At 45.7% G+C, this 16,834-nt stretch carries 17 protein-coding genes and 1 pseudogene; 5 read left to right on the top strand and 13 right to left on the bottom strand.

Annotated elements, in window-relative coordinates; genetic code table 11:
- From Q7V21_RS02940 to Q7V21_RS02920, 5 genes and pseudogenes are all read right to left on the bottom strand, one after another.
- Nucleotides 1-131 (bottom strand): annotated as a pseudogene (locus Q7V21_RS02940) (aspartate kinase); the annotation flags it as partial.
- Between the two features lie 3 nt (nt 132-134).
- Entirely contained in the window at nt 135-2,738 is a 2,604-nt protein-coding gene (gene alaS / locus Q7V21_RS02935) for an alanine--tRNA ligase (RefSeq protein WP_304915851.1), read from the bottom strand.
- The gene (gene recX / locus Q7V21_RS02930) at nt 2,738-3,178 is read right to left on the bottom strand and encodes a recombination regulator RecX (protein WP_304915850.1); all 441 of its coding nucleotides are present in this window, start codon (nt 3,176-3,178) and stop codon (nt 2,738-2,740) included. The genes alaS and recX overlap by 1 nt, the downstream gene beginning before the upstream one ends.
- Complete coding sequence (recA, locus tag Q7V21_RS02925; protein WP_304915849.1) at nt 3,175-4,215, bottom strand: recombinase RecA; 1,041 nt, start codon at nt 4,213-4,215, stop codon at nt 3,175-3,177. Before recA ends, recX begins: the two co-directional genes overlap by 4 nt.
- Nucleotides 4,216-4,335: 120 nt before the next feature.
- Nucleotides 4,336-4,848 (bottom strand): CinA family protein, encoded by a 513-nt coding sequence (locus Q7V21_RS02920; protein ID WP_304915848.1) that lies wholly within the window; start codon nt 4,846-4,848, stop codon nt 4,336-4,338.
- A 16-nt stretch (nt 4,849-4,864) separates the two neighbouring features.
- On the opposite strand from Q7V21_RS02920, the gene mutS reads away from it, so the two are divergent.
- Nucleotides 4,865-7,414: a DNA mismatch repair protein MutS gene (mutS, locus tag Q7V21_RS02915; protein ID WP_304915847.1), complete on the top strand. Its 2,550-nt coding sequence runs from the start codon at nt 4,865-4,867 to the stop codon at nt 7,412-7,414.
- Between the two features lie 14 nt (nt 7,415-7,428).
- Here mutS and Q7V21_RS02910 read toward each other — a convergent pair whose 3' ends face one another.
- The 3 genes from Q7V21_RS02910 to Q7V21_RS02900 are packed head-to-tail and all read right to left on the bottom strand — an operon-like array spanning nt 7,429 to nt 8,554.
- Entirely contained in the window at nt 7,429-7,704 is a 276-nt protein-coding gene (locus Q7V21_RS02910) for a YcgL domain-containing protein (protein ID WP_304915846.1), read from the bottom strand.
- A gap of 12 nt (nt 7,705-7,716) precedes the next feature.
- Complete coding sequence (locus Q7V21_RS02905) at nt 7,717-8,106, bottom strand: VOC family protein (protein WP_304915845.1); 390 nt, start codon at nt 8,104-8,106, stop codon at nt 7,717-7,719.
- A 28-nt stretch (nt 8,107-8,134) separates the two neighbouring features.
- A complete protein-coding gene (locus Q7V21_RS02900) occupies nt 8,135-8,554 on the bottom strand; it encodes an OsmC family protein (protein ID WP_304915844.1) in 420 nt (139 codons plus the stop codon).
- A gap of 105 nt (nt 8,555-8,659) precedes the next feature.
- Here Q7V21_RS02900 and crp point away from each other — a divergent pair, with 105 nt between their 5' ends.
- The gene (gene crp / locus Q7V21_RS02895; RefSeq protein ID WP_304915843.1) at nt 8,660-9,346 is read left to right on the top strand and encodes a cAMP-activated global transcriptional regulator CRP; all 687 of its coding nucleotides are present in this window, start codon (nt 8,660-8,662) and stop codon (nt 9,344-9,346) included.
- On the opposite strand, the gene trpC is transcribed toward crp, so the two are convergent.
- The 5 genes from trpC to rpe all read right to left on the bottom strand — a co-directional run bounded on the left by trpC (nt 9,326) and on the right by rpe (nt 14,198).
- Nucleotides 9,326-10,123 carry an indole-3-glycerol phosphate synthase TrpC gene (trpC, locus tag Q7V21_RS02890; protein ID WP_304915842.1) on the bottom strand — a complete coding sequence of 266 codons (798 nt, stop codon included), beginning with the start codon at nt 10,121-10,123 and terminating at the stop codon, nt 9,326-9,328. The genes crp and trpC overlap by 21 nt on opposite strands.
- A gap of 10 nt (nt 10,124-10,133) precedes the next feature.
- The gene (gene trpD, locus Q7V21_RS02885; protein WP_304915841.1) at nt 10,134-11,162 is read right to left on the bottom strand and encodes an anthranilate phosphoribosyltransferase; all 1,029 of its coding nucleotides are present in this window, start codon (nt 11,160-11,162) and stop codon (nt 10,134-10,136) included.
- Nucleotides 11,155-11,742: an aminodeoxychorismate/anthranilate synthase component II gene (locus Q7V21_RS02880; protein ID WP_304915840.1), complete on the bottom strand. Its 588-nt coding sequence runs from the start codon at nt 11,740-11,742 to the stop codon at nt 11,155-11,157. Before Q7V21_RS02880 ends, trpD begins: the two co-directional genes overlap by 8 nt.
- A 15-nt stretch (nt 11,743-11,757) precedes the next feature.
- A complete protein-coding gene (trpE, locus tag Q7V21_RS02875; RefSeq protein WP_304915839.1) occupies nt 11,758-13,251 on the bottom strand; it encodes an anthranilate synthase component I in 1,494 nt (497 codons plus the stop codon).
- 254 nt (nt 13,252-13,505) lie between these two features.
- On the bottom strand, nt 13,506-14,198 hold the full coding sequence (gene rpe, locus Q7V21_RS02870; protein ID WP_069295252.1) for a ribulose-phosphate 3-epimerase: 693 nt from the start codon (nt 14,196-14,198) through the stop codon (nt 13,506-13,508).
- Nucleotides 14,199-14,341: 143 nt separating this feature from the next.
- Here rpe and Q7V21_RS02865 point away from each other — a divergent pair, with 143 nt between their 5' ends.
- The 3 genes from Q7V21_RS02865 to Q7V21_RS02855 all read left to right on the top strand — a co-directional run bounded on the left by Q7V21_RS02865 (nt 14,342) and on the right by Q7V21_RS02855 (nt 16,755).
- Nucleotides 14,342-15,283 carry a DUF3530 family protein gene (locus Q7V21_RS02865; protein WP_304915838.1) on the top strand — a complete coding sequence of 314 codons (942 nt, stop codon included), beginning with the start codon at nt 14,342-14,344 and terminating at the stop codon, nt 15,281-15,283.
- The gene (locus Q7V21_RS02860; RefSeq protein ID WP_304915837.1) at nt 15,283-16,089 is read left to right on the top strand and encodes a spermidine synthase; all 807 of its coding nucleotides are present in this window, start codon (nt 15,283-15,285) and stop codon (nt 16,087-16,089) included. Before Q7V21_RS02865 ends, Q7V21_RS02860 begins: the two co-directional genes overlap by 1 nt.
- Nucleotides 16,090-16,218: 129 nt before the next feature.
- On the top strand, nt 16,219-16,755 hold the full coding sequence (locus tag Q7V21_RS02855) for a murein L,D-transpeptidase family protein (protein WP_304915836.1): 537 nt from the start codon (nt 16,219-16,221) through the stop codon (nt 16,753-16,755).
- Nucleotides 16,756-16,834 lie beyond the last annotated feature (79 nt).

Here is a 16,834-nt window from a genome sequence, read left to right as displayed (position 1 = left end):
CTCATAGCAGAAACGACAACTACGATATCGTGACCATCATTGCGATATTGAATAACTTTTTTAGCGACTTCTTGAATACGTTCAACAGAACCGACTGAAGTGCCGCCGTATTTTTGTACGATAAGTGCCATGACTTAATTTTCCAGCTTAGATGCCACCCAACTGGTGACGGAGTCGAGTGCAGCAGTTAAATTTTGTGGTTCGGTACCACCGCCTTGTGCCATATCTGGGCGGCCGCCGCCTTTACCACCGACTTGTGCAGCAACATGGGATACCAAATCGCCAGCGCGGATTTTATCGGTAATATCTTTCGATACACCAGCAATTAAGGTGATTTTTTCACCTTCTACTGCAGCCAGCACAATCGCGGCACTACCCAGTTTATTTTTTAGTTGATCAACGGTATCACGCAGGCTTTTAAGATCTGCCCCTTCCAGATTAGCGGCCAATACTTTTACTGAGCCGATTTCTGTCGCTGAAGCAGCCAAGTCGGAACCAGCACTGCTGGCTAGTTTTGACTTTAACGCTTCCAGTTCTTTTTCCAACTGACGTGTACGTTGCACCAGTTGCTGGGTTTTTTCTTCAACATTATCCGCATTGGCTTTGACCATTTCTGAAATGCTGTTCAAGCGATTTTCAGATTGTTCAATATAATTTAATGCCGCTTCACCGGTAACAGCTTCGATACGGCGAACACCTGACGCAATGCCCGTTTCGTTAGTGATTTTCAGTAAACCGATGTCACCAGTGCGACCAACGTGGGTACCGCCGCACAATTCAATCGAAAAGTCGCCCATGCTAAGTACACGAACTTCTTCATCATATTTTTCACCGAAAAGCGCCATTGCGCCGCTTTTACGGGCTTTCTCAATGGGCATCAAACGTGTTTCAACGGTATGGTTAACACGGATATGTTGATTAACCAGACGTTCTATTTCACGTAATTGTTCAGCAGAAACTGGTTCAAAATGCGAAAAGTCAAAACGCAGGCGTTGTGAATCAACCAATGAGCCTTTTTGGGTGACATGTTCACCAAGTACCATGCGTAATGCGGCATGTAATAGATGAGTGGCAGAATGATTCTGCGCGGTTGCCTGACGATTATATTCATCCACATGCGCAATAACAGGTTGGCCTACTTCAAAAGTACCGTTTTTACATTCACCGATATGGGTGAACGCTTTACCTTGTTTACGAGTGTCTTTGACGATGAAATGAGCACCCGCTGTATTGATTTCACCTTGATCACCGATCTGACCACCGGATTCAGCATAAAACGGTGTGTGATCCAGAACGATAATGCCTTGCTGACCAGCGTGGAGTTTGTCGACATTTTCGCCATCAACCAGCAGGGCAGTGATCACGGCATCATGGCGCACATGATCGTAACCGCAGAAAATGGTTTCACCATCAATCACCAGTGTTTCTGACAAACCACCACCGAATTGGCTGGCACTACGGGCACGAGTGCGTTGGGCTTCCATATGACGTTCAAAGCCAGCAACATCAATCGTTAATCCGCGTTCACGGGCGATATCAGCGGTGAGATCAATTGGAAAGCCATAAGTGTCGTACAACAGGAAAATGGTTTCACCAGGAATTTCTTTGTCAGCCATTTCATCAATAGCATGATCCAGAATTTTTAGGCCGTTATCCAACGTATCGGCAAAGCGTTCTTCTTCAATTTTAAGTGCTTGCTCGACAATCGCCTGAGCTTTGGCAAGCTCCAGAAAGGCTTCGCCCATTTCTTCAACCAAAGGTGCAACGAGTTTGTAGAAGAAAGCTTCTTTTAAACCCAGTTTATGTCCATGGCGAATGGCACGACGAATAATGCGGCGCAATACATAACCGCGGCCTTCATTGGAAGGTTGCACACCATCGGTCACCATAAATGCACATGAGCGGATATGGTCGGCAATAACCCGAAGTGATGTATTGCTGGAGTCCGTTGTTCCAGATAATTGTTGTATCGATTTGATCAGATTCTGGAATAGATCGATATCGTAGTTATTATGTTGGTGTTGCAATACGGCGGCCAGACGTTCCAGACCCATGCCGGTATCTACTGATGGTTTTGGTAGTGGTGTCAGTGTGCCGTCGGCAGAGCGATTAAACTGCATGAACACCAGATTCCAGATCTCGATATATCGATCACCATCTTCTTCTGGTGTGCCCGGCGGACCGCCAGCTACATCTGGGCCGTGATCAAAAAATATTTCAGAGCAGGGACCACATGGACCGGTATCACCCATTGACCAGAAGTTGTCTTTAGCCCCGATGCGAGAGAAGCGAGTAGCATCAACGCCGATTTCTTTTAACCAGATATCAGCGGCTTCATCGTCTTCTTCGAATACGGTGATCCATAATTTTTCGGCAGGCAGTTGCAGGGTTTCGGTCAGAAATTCCCAGGCATATTGAATCGCTTCGCGTTTGAAATAATCACCGAAACTGAAGTTACCCAGCATTTCAAAGAACGTATGGTGACGAGCGGTGTAGCCAACATTTTCCAGATCGTTATGTTTGCCACCAGCACGCACACAACGTTGAGTTGTTGTTGCACGAGTGTATTTTCGCGTTTCCTGACCCAGGAACACTTCTTTGAACTGAACCATTCCAGCATTCGTAAATAATAATGTCGGATCATTGGCCGGTATTAATGGACTGCTGGAAACCACCTCGTGACCTTTGTCAGCGAAGAAGTCCAGAAACAATTTGCGTATATCAGCGCTCGTTTTCATTAGTTCAGTTCAAAACTTTCCGTTATTTGTTCATGAGTAAAGCCCCGATATTGTAAAAACCGCATCTGCTTGGCACGGTCTTTAAAATCATCGGGGCTCTGCTCGCCAAAACGCTTGCATCGAACTTCGATAGCAAGCGCAAACCAATCAGTTTCTGCCTGTTGCATGGTGGAATTGATAAGCTCATCCGCCACGCCTTTTTGTCTCATTTCCTGTCTTATTCGCAACTCTCCATACCCCCTGAGAGCGCGTGAACGAATAAACGCTTCGGCAAAACGTTGATCATTCTGTAAGCCACTTTTTTGCAGCTTTTCTAAAGCGGCATGAATTTTATCTGTTTCATGACCGGCTTGTTGAAGTTTTTGCTGTAACTCGGCAGCGCTATGTTCCCGTCTGGCTAGATAACCAATCGCTTGTTCTGTTGCAGAGCGGGATTTCACGCGTCGATTTCGTCATCCAGTGGGGTTTCAGCACTCACTTTAATGTTCTTCGGTAACATCACCGCACGGATTTTGGCTTCGATTTCTTTGGCCATTTCTGGATGTTCTTTCAGATAAACCCGTACATTATCTTTACCCTGGCCGATACGATTACCATCGTAGCTGTACCATGCGCCTGATTTTTCAACGATATTTTCATTGACACCCAGATCGATCAGCTCACCTTCACGGGAAATACCTTCACCATAAAGAATATCGAATTCAACTTGTTTAAAGGGCGGAGCCACCTTGTTTTTCACCACTTTTACGCGGGTTTCATTACCAAGGATTTCATCGCCTTTCTTGATGGCGCCAATACGACGGATATCCAGACGTACAGAGGCATAAAATTTCAGCGCATTACCACCAGTGGTAGTTTCAGGATTACCGAACATCACACCGATCTTCATACGAATTTGGTTGATAAAAATAACCAGAGTGTTAGATCTTTTGATATTGGCAGTCAGTTTACGCAGTGCTTGAGACATAAGGCGTGCTTGCAGACCCATATGACTGTCACCCATATCGCCTTCGATTTCAGCTTTAGGAGTCAGGGCGGCTACCGAGTCAACGACAACGATATCAACAGCACCTGAACGCACCAGCATATCGGTGATTTCCAAGGCTTGTTCGCCGGTATCAGGTTGAGAGACCAGCAAATCATCAATATTAACGCCCAGTTTTTCAGCATAAAGTGGGTCAAGAGCATGTTCGGCGTCAACAAATGCTGCGGTGCCGCCGAGTTTTTGTATTTCAGCAATAACATGCAGGGTAAGTGTGGTTTTACCAGAGGATTCCGGGCCGTAGATTTCAACTACACGACCACGTGGTAAACCGCCAATGCCTAAAGCAACGTCTAAACCAATAGAGCCCGTGGATACCGCGTCAATATCACGGTGGGCCGTTCCATCGCCCAAACGCATGACTGCACCTTTGCCAAATTGTTTTTCGATTTGACCTAAGGCTGCGCCAAGCGCTTTCTTCTTGTTTTCATCCATTTGGTGTGCCCTTTAGCTGATATCAAAGAACTATGGATTATCACACAGATAGCCTTGTCTCACCAGCGTCGATTCGTGTTTCAGGCAACCATTTTGAGGATAATATTTGTGTAATGGAGGTCAGGCGTAATATTCGGTAGATGCCAGTTTTTTTACCAGCCCATCAAGCGCGATAAATACCGCTTGCCGGCGAATGAATTCGCGATTGCCATGTAAAAGAAAGGTATTACAAAACACAGTTTGTTTATCGGCCCAGGCAAAACAGACGGTGCCTACTGGTTTTTCTTCTGAACCACCATCGGGTCCAGCAATTCCGCTTATCGCAACCGAAATGTCAGCAGCGAAGTTGATGATGGCGCCAGAAGCCATTTCTACCACGGTTTGTTCGCTGACAGCGCCGAATTTTTCCAGGGTGGCGAGTTTGACATCCAGATGTTGTTGTTTGATTTGATTACTGTAACTGACGATTCCACCTTCAAACCAGACGGAGCTTCCCGGCAAATCGGTACAGCATTTTGCCAGCCAGCCTCCGGTACAGGATTCTGCGGTAACTAATCGCAATCCTTGTGATTGAAGCGCTTGTGCCAGTTGTTGGGTAAGCTGATAAAGTGTTGCGTCAGAATAATCTTGCATACGCTAAACTATAAAAATGACTGAAAAACCTAATCATACGCCAATGATGCAGCAATATCTGCGTATCAAGGCCGAGCATCCTGAATTGTTATTGTTTTATCGAATGGGCGACTTTTATGAGTTGTTTTTCGATGATGCGCATAAAGCTGCTGAACTGTTAGATATCACCCTAACAGCGCGAGGAAACAGCAATGGTGCGCCGATTCCGATGGCGGGTGTGCCATATCATGCAGCAGATGGTTATCTGGCACGTTTGCTTAAAGCCGGTGTAGCAGTTGCTATTTGTGAGCAAATCGGTGATCCGGCCACCAGCAAAGGCCCTGTGGAACGTAAAGTCGTTCGGGTGTTAACCCCAGGCACATTAACCGATGAAGCTTTGCTCGATAGTAAACAGGAAAATCTGCTGGTTGCGATTGCCCGGAAAAAAGAGCATTTCGGGCTGGCAGTCGCCGAGATCAGTAGTGGGCGTTTTGAGGTTTGTCAGCACCAAACTTTAAACGATTTATTAGCTGATTTGGCCAGACTGCAACCGGCTGAAATTTTGATTGATGACAGTCATGGAAATACCTTTAACAGCTATAACAAGCAACTGAAGTTTGTGCCGGAATGGCATTTTGGGCTTGATGCCGCACGCCGTCGGCTGTGTGAGCATTTTGGTACTACAGACTTAAAAGGTTTTGGCTGTGATGAGTTACCGCTGGCGATTATGGCGGCAGGATGTTTATTAAATTACGCTCAGCAGACACATCGCACAGCACTGCCGCAATTACGCAAAATTACAGTTGAAACACCGGCTGACAGTATTCGTATTGATCCACAGTCCCGACGTAATCTTGAGCTGGAACAAAACCTGTCAGGTGGTCGCGAAAATACCTTATTGTCGGTGATTGATAACACGGTAACTCCGATGGGCACACGGTTACTGCGTCGATGGTTATTACAGCCGAAACGCGATTTAACCATCCTGCAACACCGTCAGTTGGCGATTGGCAACCTTATTGATCAGGATGTCATTGCATCGACACAGCTGCTGTTAAAGCCGTTAGGTGATATTGAACGCATTGTGACCCGTGTTGCTCTGGGGAGCGCCAGACCGCGTGATTTCGTGCAACTACGCCGAATGCTGACGGCTTTACCGAGTCTGCATCAACAACTATCAGGCGCGCAGGCCAGATTGTTGAAACAGATAGATCGCGAGTTGGGCACTTTTCCGGAATTACTTGATTTATTAAATGAAGCGATTGTGGAAGAGCCGCCGGTGCTGATACGTGATGGAGGAGTGATTGCCGAAGGTTATCATGCTGAACTGGATCGTTTACGTAACCTGCATCTGAATGCCAACGATTTTTTACGTGAACTGGAACTGCGCGAGCGTCAAAGAACCGGGGTCAGCACCTTAAAGGTTGGCTATAACAAAGTACATGGCTTTTATATTGAAATCAGCCGCGCACATAACATTCAGTTACCGGCCGATTACCAGCGCCGGCAAACACTGAAAAATGCTGAACGGTATATTACCGCTGAGCTGAAAACCCATGAAGATCAAGTGCTCAGTGCCAGCGAAAAAGCATTGGCCTTGGAAAAATCGTTATATGAAGAACTGTTTAAATTAATTCATCCAGAGCTGGCTGCATTAACGCATTGCGCTGCGGCATTGGCCGAGCTTGATGTGTTAACGAATCTGGCAGAGCGGGCGCAAACACTCAATTATGTTGCGCCGCAATTAACAGCCGACAAAGGTTTGTCGATTCAGGCCGGTCGACATCCGGTGGTTGAGGCCGTGCAGAAAACCCATTTCTGCCCCAATGATTTGCAATTAAACGAACAGTCGATGCTGGTGATTACCGGTCCGAATATGGGCGGAAAATCGACTTATATGCGACAGACTGCATTGATCGTCATCATGGCGTATATGGGCAGTTATGTTCCAGCGGAATCGGCGATTATTGGCCCGATTGATCAGATTTTTACCCGTATTGGTGCCAGCGATGATTTGGCCTCAGGACGTTCGACCTTTATGGTGGAAATGAATGAGGCGGCGAATATACTGAATAATGCCTCAGCACAAAGTCTGGTGTTAATGGATGAAGTGGGGCGGGGCACCAGCACTTTTGACGGACTGGCACTTGCCTGGAGCTGTGCTGAAAAACTGGTGCGGGATATTGGTGCTTATACCTTATTTGCTACACATTATTTCGAGATGACCCAGCTGCCAGCGTTATATGACAAAGCCGCTAATGTGCATTTGGATGCCATCGAACATGGCGACAAGATTGTGTTTTTGCACCAGTTAAAACCGGGGGCGGCCAATCAGAGCTATGGCTTGCAGGTCGCCCAATTGGCCGGGGTACCCAATGATGTGATTCAGGCAGCCAAACACAAACTGGCGACATTGGAATCACAACGAACGGTTGGCTCAAATGTGCAGGAGCAACAAGCACAACAGGATTTATTTGCTCAACCGGATAATGCTGTTTTGCATAACAAAATCGAGCAAATTAATCCGGATGAACTAACACCTAAAGCCGCATTGGAATTGATTTACGAGCTGAAAAAACTGGTTTGAATGATGCTGTAATTTTAATGCAATTGACCGGTTCGCTCACGATGCACCAATAAATCATGGGTCGGTGGCATTTGAACATGGAAGCCCTGTGTTTGCAGATTGTGAATAACTTTATTCACATCTTCCCGGGCCAGTTTACGATCCGGACTAAGTTCCAGTTCCATAACGAAGATTGGTTCATTGCCCATTGAGCTATACAAACTCGGCGGCACTTCTGAAAAATCATCTTTTTTACTAAGATAAAGATAGAGTTCTTCTTTTTTTCTGCTCTTGTAAATATAAGTTTTCATAATGACTCTGATTTACGAAATCGGTGGATGATAGATGATCTGCACAACCGTTCCGGCTGGATCATAACAATAAAAACTGCGGGCACCGTCACGATGAGTACGAGGCGGTTGGCGCATCGGCACTGCATGGTGATCCAGAAAGGCGTACCACTCATCGACTTGTTCCGGGGTCGGAATAATAAAACCAATATGGTCTAAGGGCTGAACCGGCGTTTTATTGATGTTTTCACCACGGTGCAGCGCTAGATTATCATTGCCAGAAGTCAGATAAACGTTATCAGGATCGGGACGCCACTCGACGTCCATGCCCAATAAATCCACATAAAACTGTTCGCAGGCTTCTAGATTTTCGACGGTTAAAGCCACATGACGCAAACCGCCAGTACGTGTTGGTCGCTGCATGATTACGCTCCGTTATTAGGGAAAAATTTTACGCTTGCTCGATCACTTCATAGTCATGAGTGATTTCTGCAGTTTTTGCCAGCATGATTGAGGCTGAGCAATATTTTTCAGTTGATAATTTAACTGCGCGGTCAACAAAGTTTGCTTTAAGGTTACGACCGCTAATGGTGTAATGCACATGAATTTTGGTAAATACCTTGGGCGCTTCTTCACTGCGTTCTGCGGAAACATCAACCACACAATCTGTTACATCCTGGCGCGATTTTTTCAGAATATCGATAACATCAAAAGACGTGCATCCACCTAAACCCAGCAGCAAGAGTTCCATTGGACGCATGCCGGTACCGTGGCCACCAGCTTCTGCTGGACCATCCATAACAACGGTATGACCAGTTCCGGATTCGCCAACAAATAAAACATCTTCAACCCACTTTACTCTTGCTTTCATTTAACTCATCCTGCGTAAAATACTGACAACAACGTTTAATTTTGCCATATTCATCGGAATTGGGCAGAATTAATCCTTATAAAAATAAAGCTGAGCCTTCATGACATGGATTATTTAAAACATAAAGAGAGAGAAGAGCAGTTGGCAGAGTTTTTCAAACACTGTCACAGCAAAGTTTATCCAGCTAAAACAATGTTGGCACGACCGGGTGATATTCCTGACAAGCTTTATTACATACGTGAAGGTTCTGTCAGTATTTGTGTTGAAAATGAAGAGGGTGAAGAGTTAATCGTAGCCTATCTCAATCAAGGCGACTTTATCGGTGAAGTGGGTTACTTCCATGACATCAGTGATCGTATCTCATTAGTCAAAGCCAGAACCGATTGCCGCACTGAAGAAATCAGTTACCAGACGTTAAAAGCCTTATCCAAAACAGAATTGAAAAGCTGCTATCCATATTTGCTTGAAACCTTGGGCGAACAGATGTCCAAACGTTTGCTGACCACCACCCGTAAAGCTACCAATATGGCGTTTATGGATGTATCGGGTCGGGTTGAGGAAGCCTTGAAAGATCTGGCAGCACAACCCGATGCCATGCGTCACGAGCAAGGCCGACAAATCAAGATCACCCGTCAGGAAGTCAGCCGTATTGTCGGCTGTTCAAGAGAAATGGTCGGCCGGGTATTAAAAGAATTACAGGATCGTGGTGTGCTTTGGGCTCACGGTAAAACCATGGTGTTGTTTGATGAGGAACACCGTGGCTTAAACGTTTCAATCAAAAAGGTTGGCTAACGCTGCGCCGGGATCATCTGCTCGCATAAAGGCTTCACCTACCAGAAACCCATTTACTCCGTGTTCACGCATTAAAGCGACATCCTCTTTACCAAGGATGCCGCTTTCAGTGATGACAATCGTTTCATCAGGAATGAAGTTGAGTAATTTGATCGTGGTTTCCAGCGATGTTTCAAACGTATGCAGATCACGATTATTGATGCCTATCAATGGCAGATTCATCACCATAGCGCGATGCAATTCTTCTTCGTTATGCACTTCTACCAGTACATCCATATCTAATTGAATCGCCAAACGGCTTAGTTGATCCAATTGATCATCATCCAACGCCGCAACAATCAGTAAAATACAGTCGGCACCAATCGCCCGAGCTTCAAACACCTGATAGGGATCAATAATAAAATCTTTACGGATTACCGGTAACTGGCTGGCAAAACGCGCCTGTTTCAGATAATCTTCGTGGCCTTGAAAAAAGTCATGATCGGTCAATACCGATAAACAGGCCGCACCACCGTTCTGATAGGACAACGCAATCTCTGCTGGTCGAAAGTCTGCTCGCAGCACGCCTTTACTGGGCGAAGCTTTTTTAACTTCAGCGATAACTGCACTTTGGCCTGCAGCCAGTTTACGTTCAATGGCTTCAACAAAGCCGCGAACCGGATCAGCATTTTCAGCCAGTTGTTGTAGTAGGTTTATCGGCAAACGTTTGCTGCGTTCAGCAATTTCATCTTGTTTGCGTTGCAGAATTTTTTTCAGAATATCGGGTGTGTCTGTCATATACGATCTTTTATAGTTGGCTGCACTTTACAAGCGCATCTAATTTTTGTTGGGCAATACCGGTATCGATAAAGTGTTTGGCTTGACGAACACCTTCGGCGAGGCTGTCAGCCAGATCCGCGGTATAGATTGCAGCTCCAGCATTGAGCACAACGATATCGCGAGCAGGACCTGGTTCACCGGCAAATACGCGCCGAATAATATCCAGACTTTGCTGAGCATTTGTTACTGTCAGCTCTGTGATATCGGTGCGTTGCAGCAGAAAATCTTCAGGTTTAATGGTGTAGGTTGAAATTTCACCATCTTTCAGTTCGGCGACAAAGGTATCAGCACCAATACTGATTTCGTCCATACCATCTGCGGCATGCACCACCATCACATGTTTACTGCCGAGTTTCTGTAAAACTTGAGCAATCGGTTCAACCCATTTTTTATCAAATACACCCATCACCTGATGTTTGGCTTTGGCTGGATTGGTCAGTGGGCCGAGTAAATTAAATATGGTCCGCACACCCATTTCACGGCGTGGTCCTACGGTATGCTTCATAGCACCATGATGGCGCTGGGCAAACATAAAGCCGACACCGGTAGTTTCAACGCAGTTGGCAACTTGTTCCGGGGTTAATTCCAGATTGACGCCAGCCGTTTCCAGTACATCAGCGCTACCGGAAGTACTGCTGATAGAGCGATTACCATGTTTTGCTACTTTGGCACCGGCTGCGGCAACAACAAAAGCACTGGCCGTTGAGACGTTAAAGCTGCTGGCACCATCACCACCGGTACCACAAGTGTCAATCACATGTTCACCCGTCACAAGAACAGGCGTAGCTAATTCACGCATGACTGAAGCAGCAGCTGCAATTTCGGTAACCGTTTCACCTTTCATCTGCAAACCAATCAGAAAGCCACCGATTTGAGCATCAGTTGCTTCGCCGGTCATGATCATGCGCATGGCGGCGGTCATTTGTTGTTCAGACAAATGCTGGTGTTGGGTAATCAGTTTAATAGCGCTTTGCATGGTGAATTCAATATCAGCCATGATGTTCATCCAGAAAATTTTTCAATAACTGGTGACCTTGCTCGGTCAAAATCGACTCAGGGTGAAACTGCACACCTTCAATCGGCAGTGTTTTATGACGAACGCCCATGATTTCATCAATAGTGCCATCAGCATTTTCGGTCCAGGCGGTTATTTCAAAGCAATCAGGTAGGGTTTCTTTTTTGATCACCAGTGAATGATAACGCGTAGCCTGCAAAGGATTATTCAGACCTCTAAAAACACCGACATTGTTGTGATGAACTGGAGAGGTTTTCCCGTGCATGATTTCCCGTGCATGTACCACATTTCCGCCAAAAGCCTGACCGATTGCCTGATGACCAAGGCAAACGCCCAGGATCGGTTTTTTACCGGCAAAGTGATGAATGACTTCCAGTGAAATGCCCGCTTCATTTGGTGTACACGGACCAGGTGATATCACAATCAGCTCAGGATTAAGGGTTTCGATATCGTTAATTGTCAGTTTATCGTTACGCTGCACTTCAACCTCAGCACCCAGTTCAGCAAAATACTGCACCAGGTTGTAGGTGAACGAGTCATAGTTATCAATCATTAACAGCATAGTTGATCCTGATAGTTATTCAGTCGGTTTTGGCGGCTCAAGACCAGCCTCGGCCATGGCAACGGCTTTGAATATTGCACGGGCTTTATTCATGGTTTCTTCCCATTCCATTTCTGGAACAGAGTCATAGACAATGCCCGCACCAGCCTGAATATGCAGTTGTTTATCTTTAATAACTGCCGTACGTATGGCGATAGCCGTATCCATATTGCCAGACCAGGATAGATAACCAATGGCACCGGCATAGACACCACGTTTCACCGGTTCTAATTCATCAATGATTTCCATTGCCCGGACTTTCGGTGCACCGCTGACTGTTCCAGCAGGGAAGGTCGCGCGCAGGGCATCCATTGCTGTCATGCCCGGCAAAACTTGACCAGTAACATTAGAAACAATATGCATCACATGTGAATAACGTTCTATGACCATTTTATCAGTCAGGTTTACTGTACCAGTCTGGCTGACCCGGCCAACATCATTACGGCCGAGATCAATCAGCATTAAATGTTCTGCTAATTCTTTTGGATCGTTGAGCAGTTCCTGTTCCAGTGCTTTGTCTTGTTCAGCGGTTGCCCCACGGCGTCGGGTACCAGCAATCGGGCGAACAGTCACCTCGTTGTCTTCCATACGCACCAGAATTTCCGGAGAAGAACCTACTATATGGAAGTCTTCCAGGTTCAGGTAATACATGTATGGTGAAGGATTTAATGTGCGTAAAGCACGGTATAAATCGATCTCCGCTGCGTGGAAAGGCACGGACAGACGTTGCGACAGTACCACTTGCATGATGTCGCCATCATTAATGTATTGTTTTGCCTTACTGACGGCTTCAATAAAACCATCATGGGTAAAGCCAGAAACAAAGTCCTGTTCTGACACGGTATTTTGTGGGCGTTTATCACTGAATTTAGGTGTGGTTTCGCGCAGCTCACGAATCAGCTGATCCAAACGTTGCTGGGCTTGATCGTAAGCGTCAGGTAAAGTCGGATCGGCGTGTACAATCAAAAACAAGCGTCCGCTGAGATTATCAAACACTACTAACTCGTCAGAGATCATCAGCAGCACATCAGGGCAGCCTAATGGATCATTTGCAGGGGCATCGCCTAAACGTGTTTCAACATAACGCACTGTGTCGTAGCCGAAATAGCCCACCAGTCCGCCATTGAATTTCGGCAGATGCTCCAGAGCAGGTACATTAAATTTTGCCTGGAATTCAGCAATCCACGTCAGAGGATCATCATGCTGGATTTCATTTATCAACACATCCCGTTGATAGATTTTGATCTGATCACCGAAGACTTTTATCACCGACTCACAAGGCAGACCAATAATCGAATAACGTCCCCATTTTTCACCGCCGTGAACGGATTCAAACAGATAGGAATAGGGGGCATCTGCCAGTTTAAGATAGGTACTTAATGGCGTATCCAAATCGGCGAGTACTTCGCGATACAGAGGGATGCGGTTATAGCCTTCACTGGCCAGTTGGTCGAATTGTGCCTGTTTCATCTGCGGCTTCTAAAAAAGAGTGTTTAACTCAGCAAAACTATCAATAACCGCAACCGGATTAACCGAGCGGATATCATTCCCGTGTTTGTAACCATAGTTCATACAAACAATTTATAACCGGCGGCGCGTGAGGTTTTAACCTCACTGACTGTGCCGCCTACCATTTTCGTAAACTGAGCCGGCATCGGCACACTGTTAACCAGTGTGCCGTCTGTAATAATTAGCAGAAAAGCCGGTCGGAGTTGCAGCATTGTCTAGATTTTAGCCTGGGCTAATTCAGCACGCAGGGCAGCGATAACGGTTTCATATTTATTCGGATCACTATCCTGAGCTGCACCAAATACGGCTGAACCTGCAACAAATGTGCGGGCACCAGCTTCAGCGATTTCGCGAATGTTCTGTACGTTCACACCGCCATCGATTTCCAGATCGATATCGTAGCCGCTTTCATCAATCATTTTGCGAGCCTGGCGTAATTTTTCCAGCGTGTGAGGAATAAATTTCTGTCCACCAAAACCAGGGTTAACTGACATCAGCAGAATACGATCGACTTTATCTAACACATGTTCAGCCAAGGTCAGCGGCGTAGCTGGATTAAATACCAAACCAGCTTTGCAGCCTTCAGCTTTAATCAATTGCAGGCTGCGATCAATGTGCTCGGAAGCTTCAGGGTGAAAAGTGATGAAACTGGCACCGGCTTTAGCAAAATCAGGAATGATGCGATCAACCGGTTTAACCATCAAATGCACATCAATTTCCGCCGTTACGCCATGCTTGCGCAAAGCTTCACAGACTAAAGGTCCGATGGTCAGGTTAGGCACATAATGGTTATCCATTACGTCGAAATGAACAATGTCAGCACCTGAGGCCAGTACATTTACTACTTCTTCGCCAAGACGGGCAAAGTCAGCAGAGAGGATTGATGGGGCAATTTTGAATTCGGCCATGTCGGATTCTCTTTAAGTTAGTTAAAAATTTGCTTTCAAAACCCGTTACTCTACCGTAAAAGATGGGTTTTTTCAGCTTTTGAAATTCACCAGCGCTGATTATACTGACGCCAGTTGCTTTACCGACACTAATAGGAAAATCGGTGCAAATCCAAAGACGATTGATTATTGCCTTGTTGATGCTTTTCTCACCTGTAATGACCGTGAATGCCGGTGCAGGTGAAAATGCGGCCGTGGATAAACCACAAATATTGCGTCAGGACTCGGTGACCAAAGGCTATCAACCTTTAGCGGTGGGAGAGCAATCCATTGCAGCTGCTTATTTACCGCAAACATTAGGTACACCACGCGGCGCAGTATTATTGTTGCATGATATCAACGAGCATATTGATAGTGCGGCTATCGGCTTATTAAGGCGTCAATTGCCCAGTTACGGTTGGAATACGCTGGCGATAAAAATTATTCGTTTCAGTGAGGCTAATGAAGAGGCTTTAGCTGATACGGAAACTGCAACGGCTCCCACTGCCGATGCTGAAGTACCGGCTGAAGCAGATGAAACGCCAGCACCTCCAGTAACCGAGGTGGAAGATGCCCCGGCAGAAACTCCAGCTAATGAATCAACCGATTCAGCTGAAACGACTCCACCTGCTGAACAAACCTTTACCAACATAACAACCGCACAACGCATTGATGCGGCCTTATTAAAGTTGCAGCAAGAAGGGCATGAAAATATTGTGCTGATTGGTCAAGGAGCAGGAGGGCAGTTAGCCCTCAAAACAATCAGTGAAACAGCAGTTCCCATAGCTGCTTTGATCATGATCAATACGGATGAATTAGCGGAAGGTATGAATATTACTGACGTGACTATTCCAATGTTGGAAATACTGGGAAGCCGGCAGCAGGATAATTTTAAACAAGCCATCTTGAAACGGCAGACACAAATGAAAACCGAGCAGAGAAACAATTACCATTTACGGCAAATTACCGGAGCTGATCATTATTTCAGTAGTGTGCCCCAACAGTTAACCAATCAAGTTCATGGCTGGTTGTACAAACAATTGCTCGATGAAGAGGCAGAACGTTAATGCAATTGTATTATGGTGGCCATGTTGTCTATCAGGCAGCATCCGATGAAGGCGTTATTGAGGTTGTGGATATAGAGAATACGCGCTCGTTGCATTTCGGAACTTACCCTCGTCAGAGCAGCATGTCTTTGCAATCTCCGCATTCACTTGAATTGAGTTATACCCGTGCCATGATGGCTGGATTATTGTTTCAACCTAAACCCAGAAATATCTGTGTTATCGGTTTGGGTGGTGGATCGCTGGTCAAGTTTTTATTGCATCATTTTGATGATTGTCAGATTGATGTGATCGAATATCGCCAGGATGTAATTGATGTAGCCCAGCGTTATTTCAATGTGCCAAAAAATGATGTGCGGTTAAGAATTCATCATGGAGATGGTTACCGGTTTGTCAGTGACCAGTTTTTCACTAATGGGTCTTTTTATGACATGTTGCTGGTCGATGCCTATGATCATTACGGGATGTCAGCCAGCGTAGCGGGCCAGGCTTTTTTTGATGCCTGTGCCGGTGTTTTGAATGATGATGGACTGATGAGCATCAATTTATGGGGAACCGATCGCCCTGGGTTCAGTCAATCCATGCAGCGTATTAATCGCAGTTTTGCTGATCAGACTTTGGTGTTGCCAGTAGCGGACAAAGGCAATGTGATTGGTCTGGCATTAAAACGAAAATTCAATGTAAGTCAGTTGAAAAAACACCGCGATTTAGCAGAAAACCTTGACCAGAAATTTGAGGTGGGTCTGCCCCAATCTCTGCGAGACCTGATTAAACAAAATATTTCCTTTTTAAATCGATTATTTCTTTAAAAATATTTATTTACAGGTGATAATTAAGGCGTTTTATGATAAAAATCATCTCACATCTTTTAGCGGATTAATTGCCATATGTTCAGGCTGATTTTCATAGCACTTTTACTGCACCTGCCAACGGTCACGATGGCAGCATCGGGTGAGATAGAATTGGTTATTGTGCGCTCAGAGAACAAATTACTGGTCAGGAAAGACGATAAAACGCTGCGGAGTTTTAAAGTGGCTTTAGGCAGTGGTGGTCGGCAGCCCAAAATGCAGGAAGGCGATCGCAGAACTCCTAAAGGCCTTTATCGAATAAGAGATATCCGCAGCAGTGATCGTTTTTATCTGTTCATGCATCTGGACTATCCCAATATGGATGATGCAAAACAAGCTTTGAAAGAAGGACGTATCACCCGCAAAGAATATCGCCAAATTTTAGCTGCATTCATCTATAACGAAACGCCACCACAAAACACACCGCTGGGCGGGCAGATTGGTATTCATGGAATTGGCGATGAAACACCTGACAAACTGGATATTCATGAAGTGTCGAACTGGACTCAAGGCTGTATTGCCATGCGTAATTCAGAAGTTCGAGAACTCGCTATGTGGGTCGAGAAGGGCACGCCAGTCATTATTGTTGATTCTCTGGAATCCTTTAAAGCCGCTGTTAATCCCTAAGCCATCCTATGGCCGAGATTTCGGTATTTATCGTCGGTGCTGAAAAGCTAAAATAACAACACCCTTGTTTGATACAATA

The sequence above is a fragment of the Methylophaga sp. genome, from assembly GCF_030651745.1.
The sequence above is the reverse complement of the archived record's forward strand: the minus strand, read 5'-3'. Positions and strand labels throughout refer to the sequence as shown.

Coding starts and splice junctions, on each gene's coding strand:
- alaS (WP_304915851.1), bottom strand. CDS start 2,738: ATGAAAACGAGCGCTGATATACGCAAATTGTTTCTGGACTTCTTCGCT.
- recA (WP_304915849.1), bottom strand. CDS start 4,215: ATGGATGAAAACAAGAAGAAAGCGCTTGGCGCAGCCTTAGGTCAAATC.
- Q7V21_RS02920 (WP_304915848.1), bottom strand. CDS start 4,848: ATGCAAGATTATTCTGACGCAACACTTTATCAGCTTACCCAACAACTG.
- mutS (WP_304915847.1), top strand. CDS start 4,865: ATGACTGAAAAACCTAATCATACGCCAATGATGCAGCAATATCTGCGT.
- Q7V21_RS02910 (WP_304915846.1), bottom strand. CDS start 7,704: ATGAAAACTTATATTTACAAGAGCAGAAAAAAAGAAGAACTCTATCTT.
- Q7V21_RS02905 (WP_304915845.1), bottom strand. CDS start 8,106: ATGCAGCGACCAACACGTACTGGCGGTTTGCGTCATGTGGCTTTAACC.
- Q7V21_RS02900 (WP_304915844.1), bottom strand. CDS start 8,554: ATGAAAGCAAGAGTAAAGTGGGTTGAAGATGTTTTATTTGTTGGCGAA.
- crp (WP_304915843.1), top strand. CDS start 8,660: ATGGATTATTTAAAACATAAAGAGAGAGAAGAGCAGTTGGCAGAGTTT.
- trpC (WP_304915842.1), bottom strand. CDS start 10,123: ATGACAGACACACCCGATATTCTGAAAAAAATTCTGCAACGCAAACAA.
- trpD (WP_304915841.1), bottom strand. CDS start 11,162: ATGGCTGATATTGAATTCACCATGCAAAGCGCTATTAAACTGATTACC.
- Q7V21_RS02880 (WP_304915840.1), bottom strand. CDS start 11,742: ATGCTGTTAATGATTGATAACTATGACTCGTTCACCTACAACCTGGTG.
- trpE (WP_304915839.1), bottom strand. CDS start 13,251: ATGAAACAGGCACAATTCGACCAACTGGCCAGTGAAGGCTATAACCGC.
- rpe (WP_069295252.1), bottom strand. CDS start 14,198: ATGGCCGAATTCAAAATTGCCCCATCAATCCTCTCTGCTGACTTTGCC.
- Q7V21_RS02860 (WP_304915837.1), top strand. CDS start 15,283: ATGCAATTGTATTATGGTGGCCATGTTGTCTATCAGGCAGCATCCGAT.
- Q7V21_RS02855 (WP_304915836.1), top strand. CDS start 16,219: ATGGCAGCATCGGGTGAGATAGAATTGGTTATTGTGCGCTCAGAGAAC.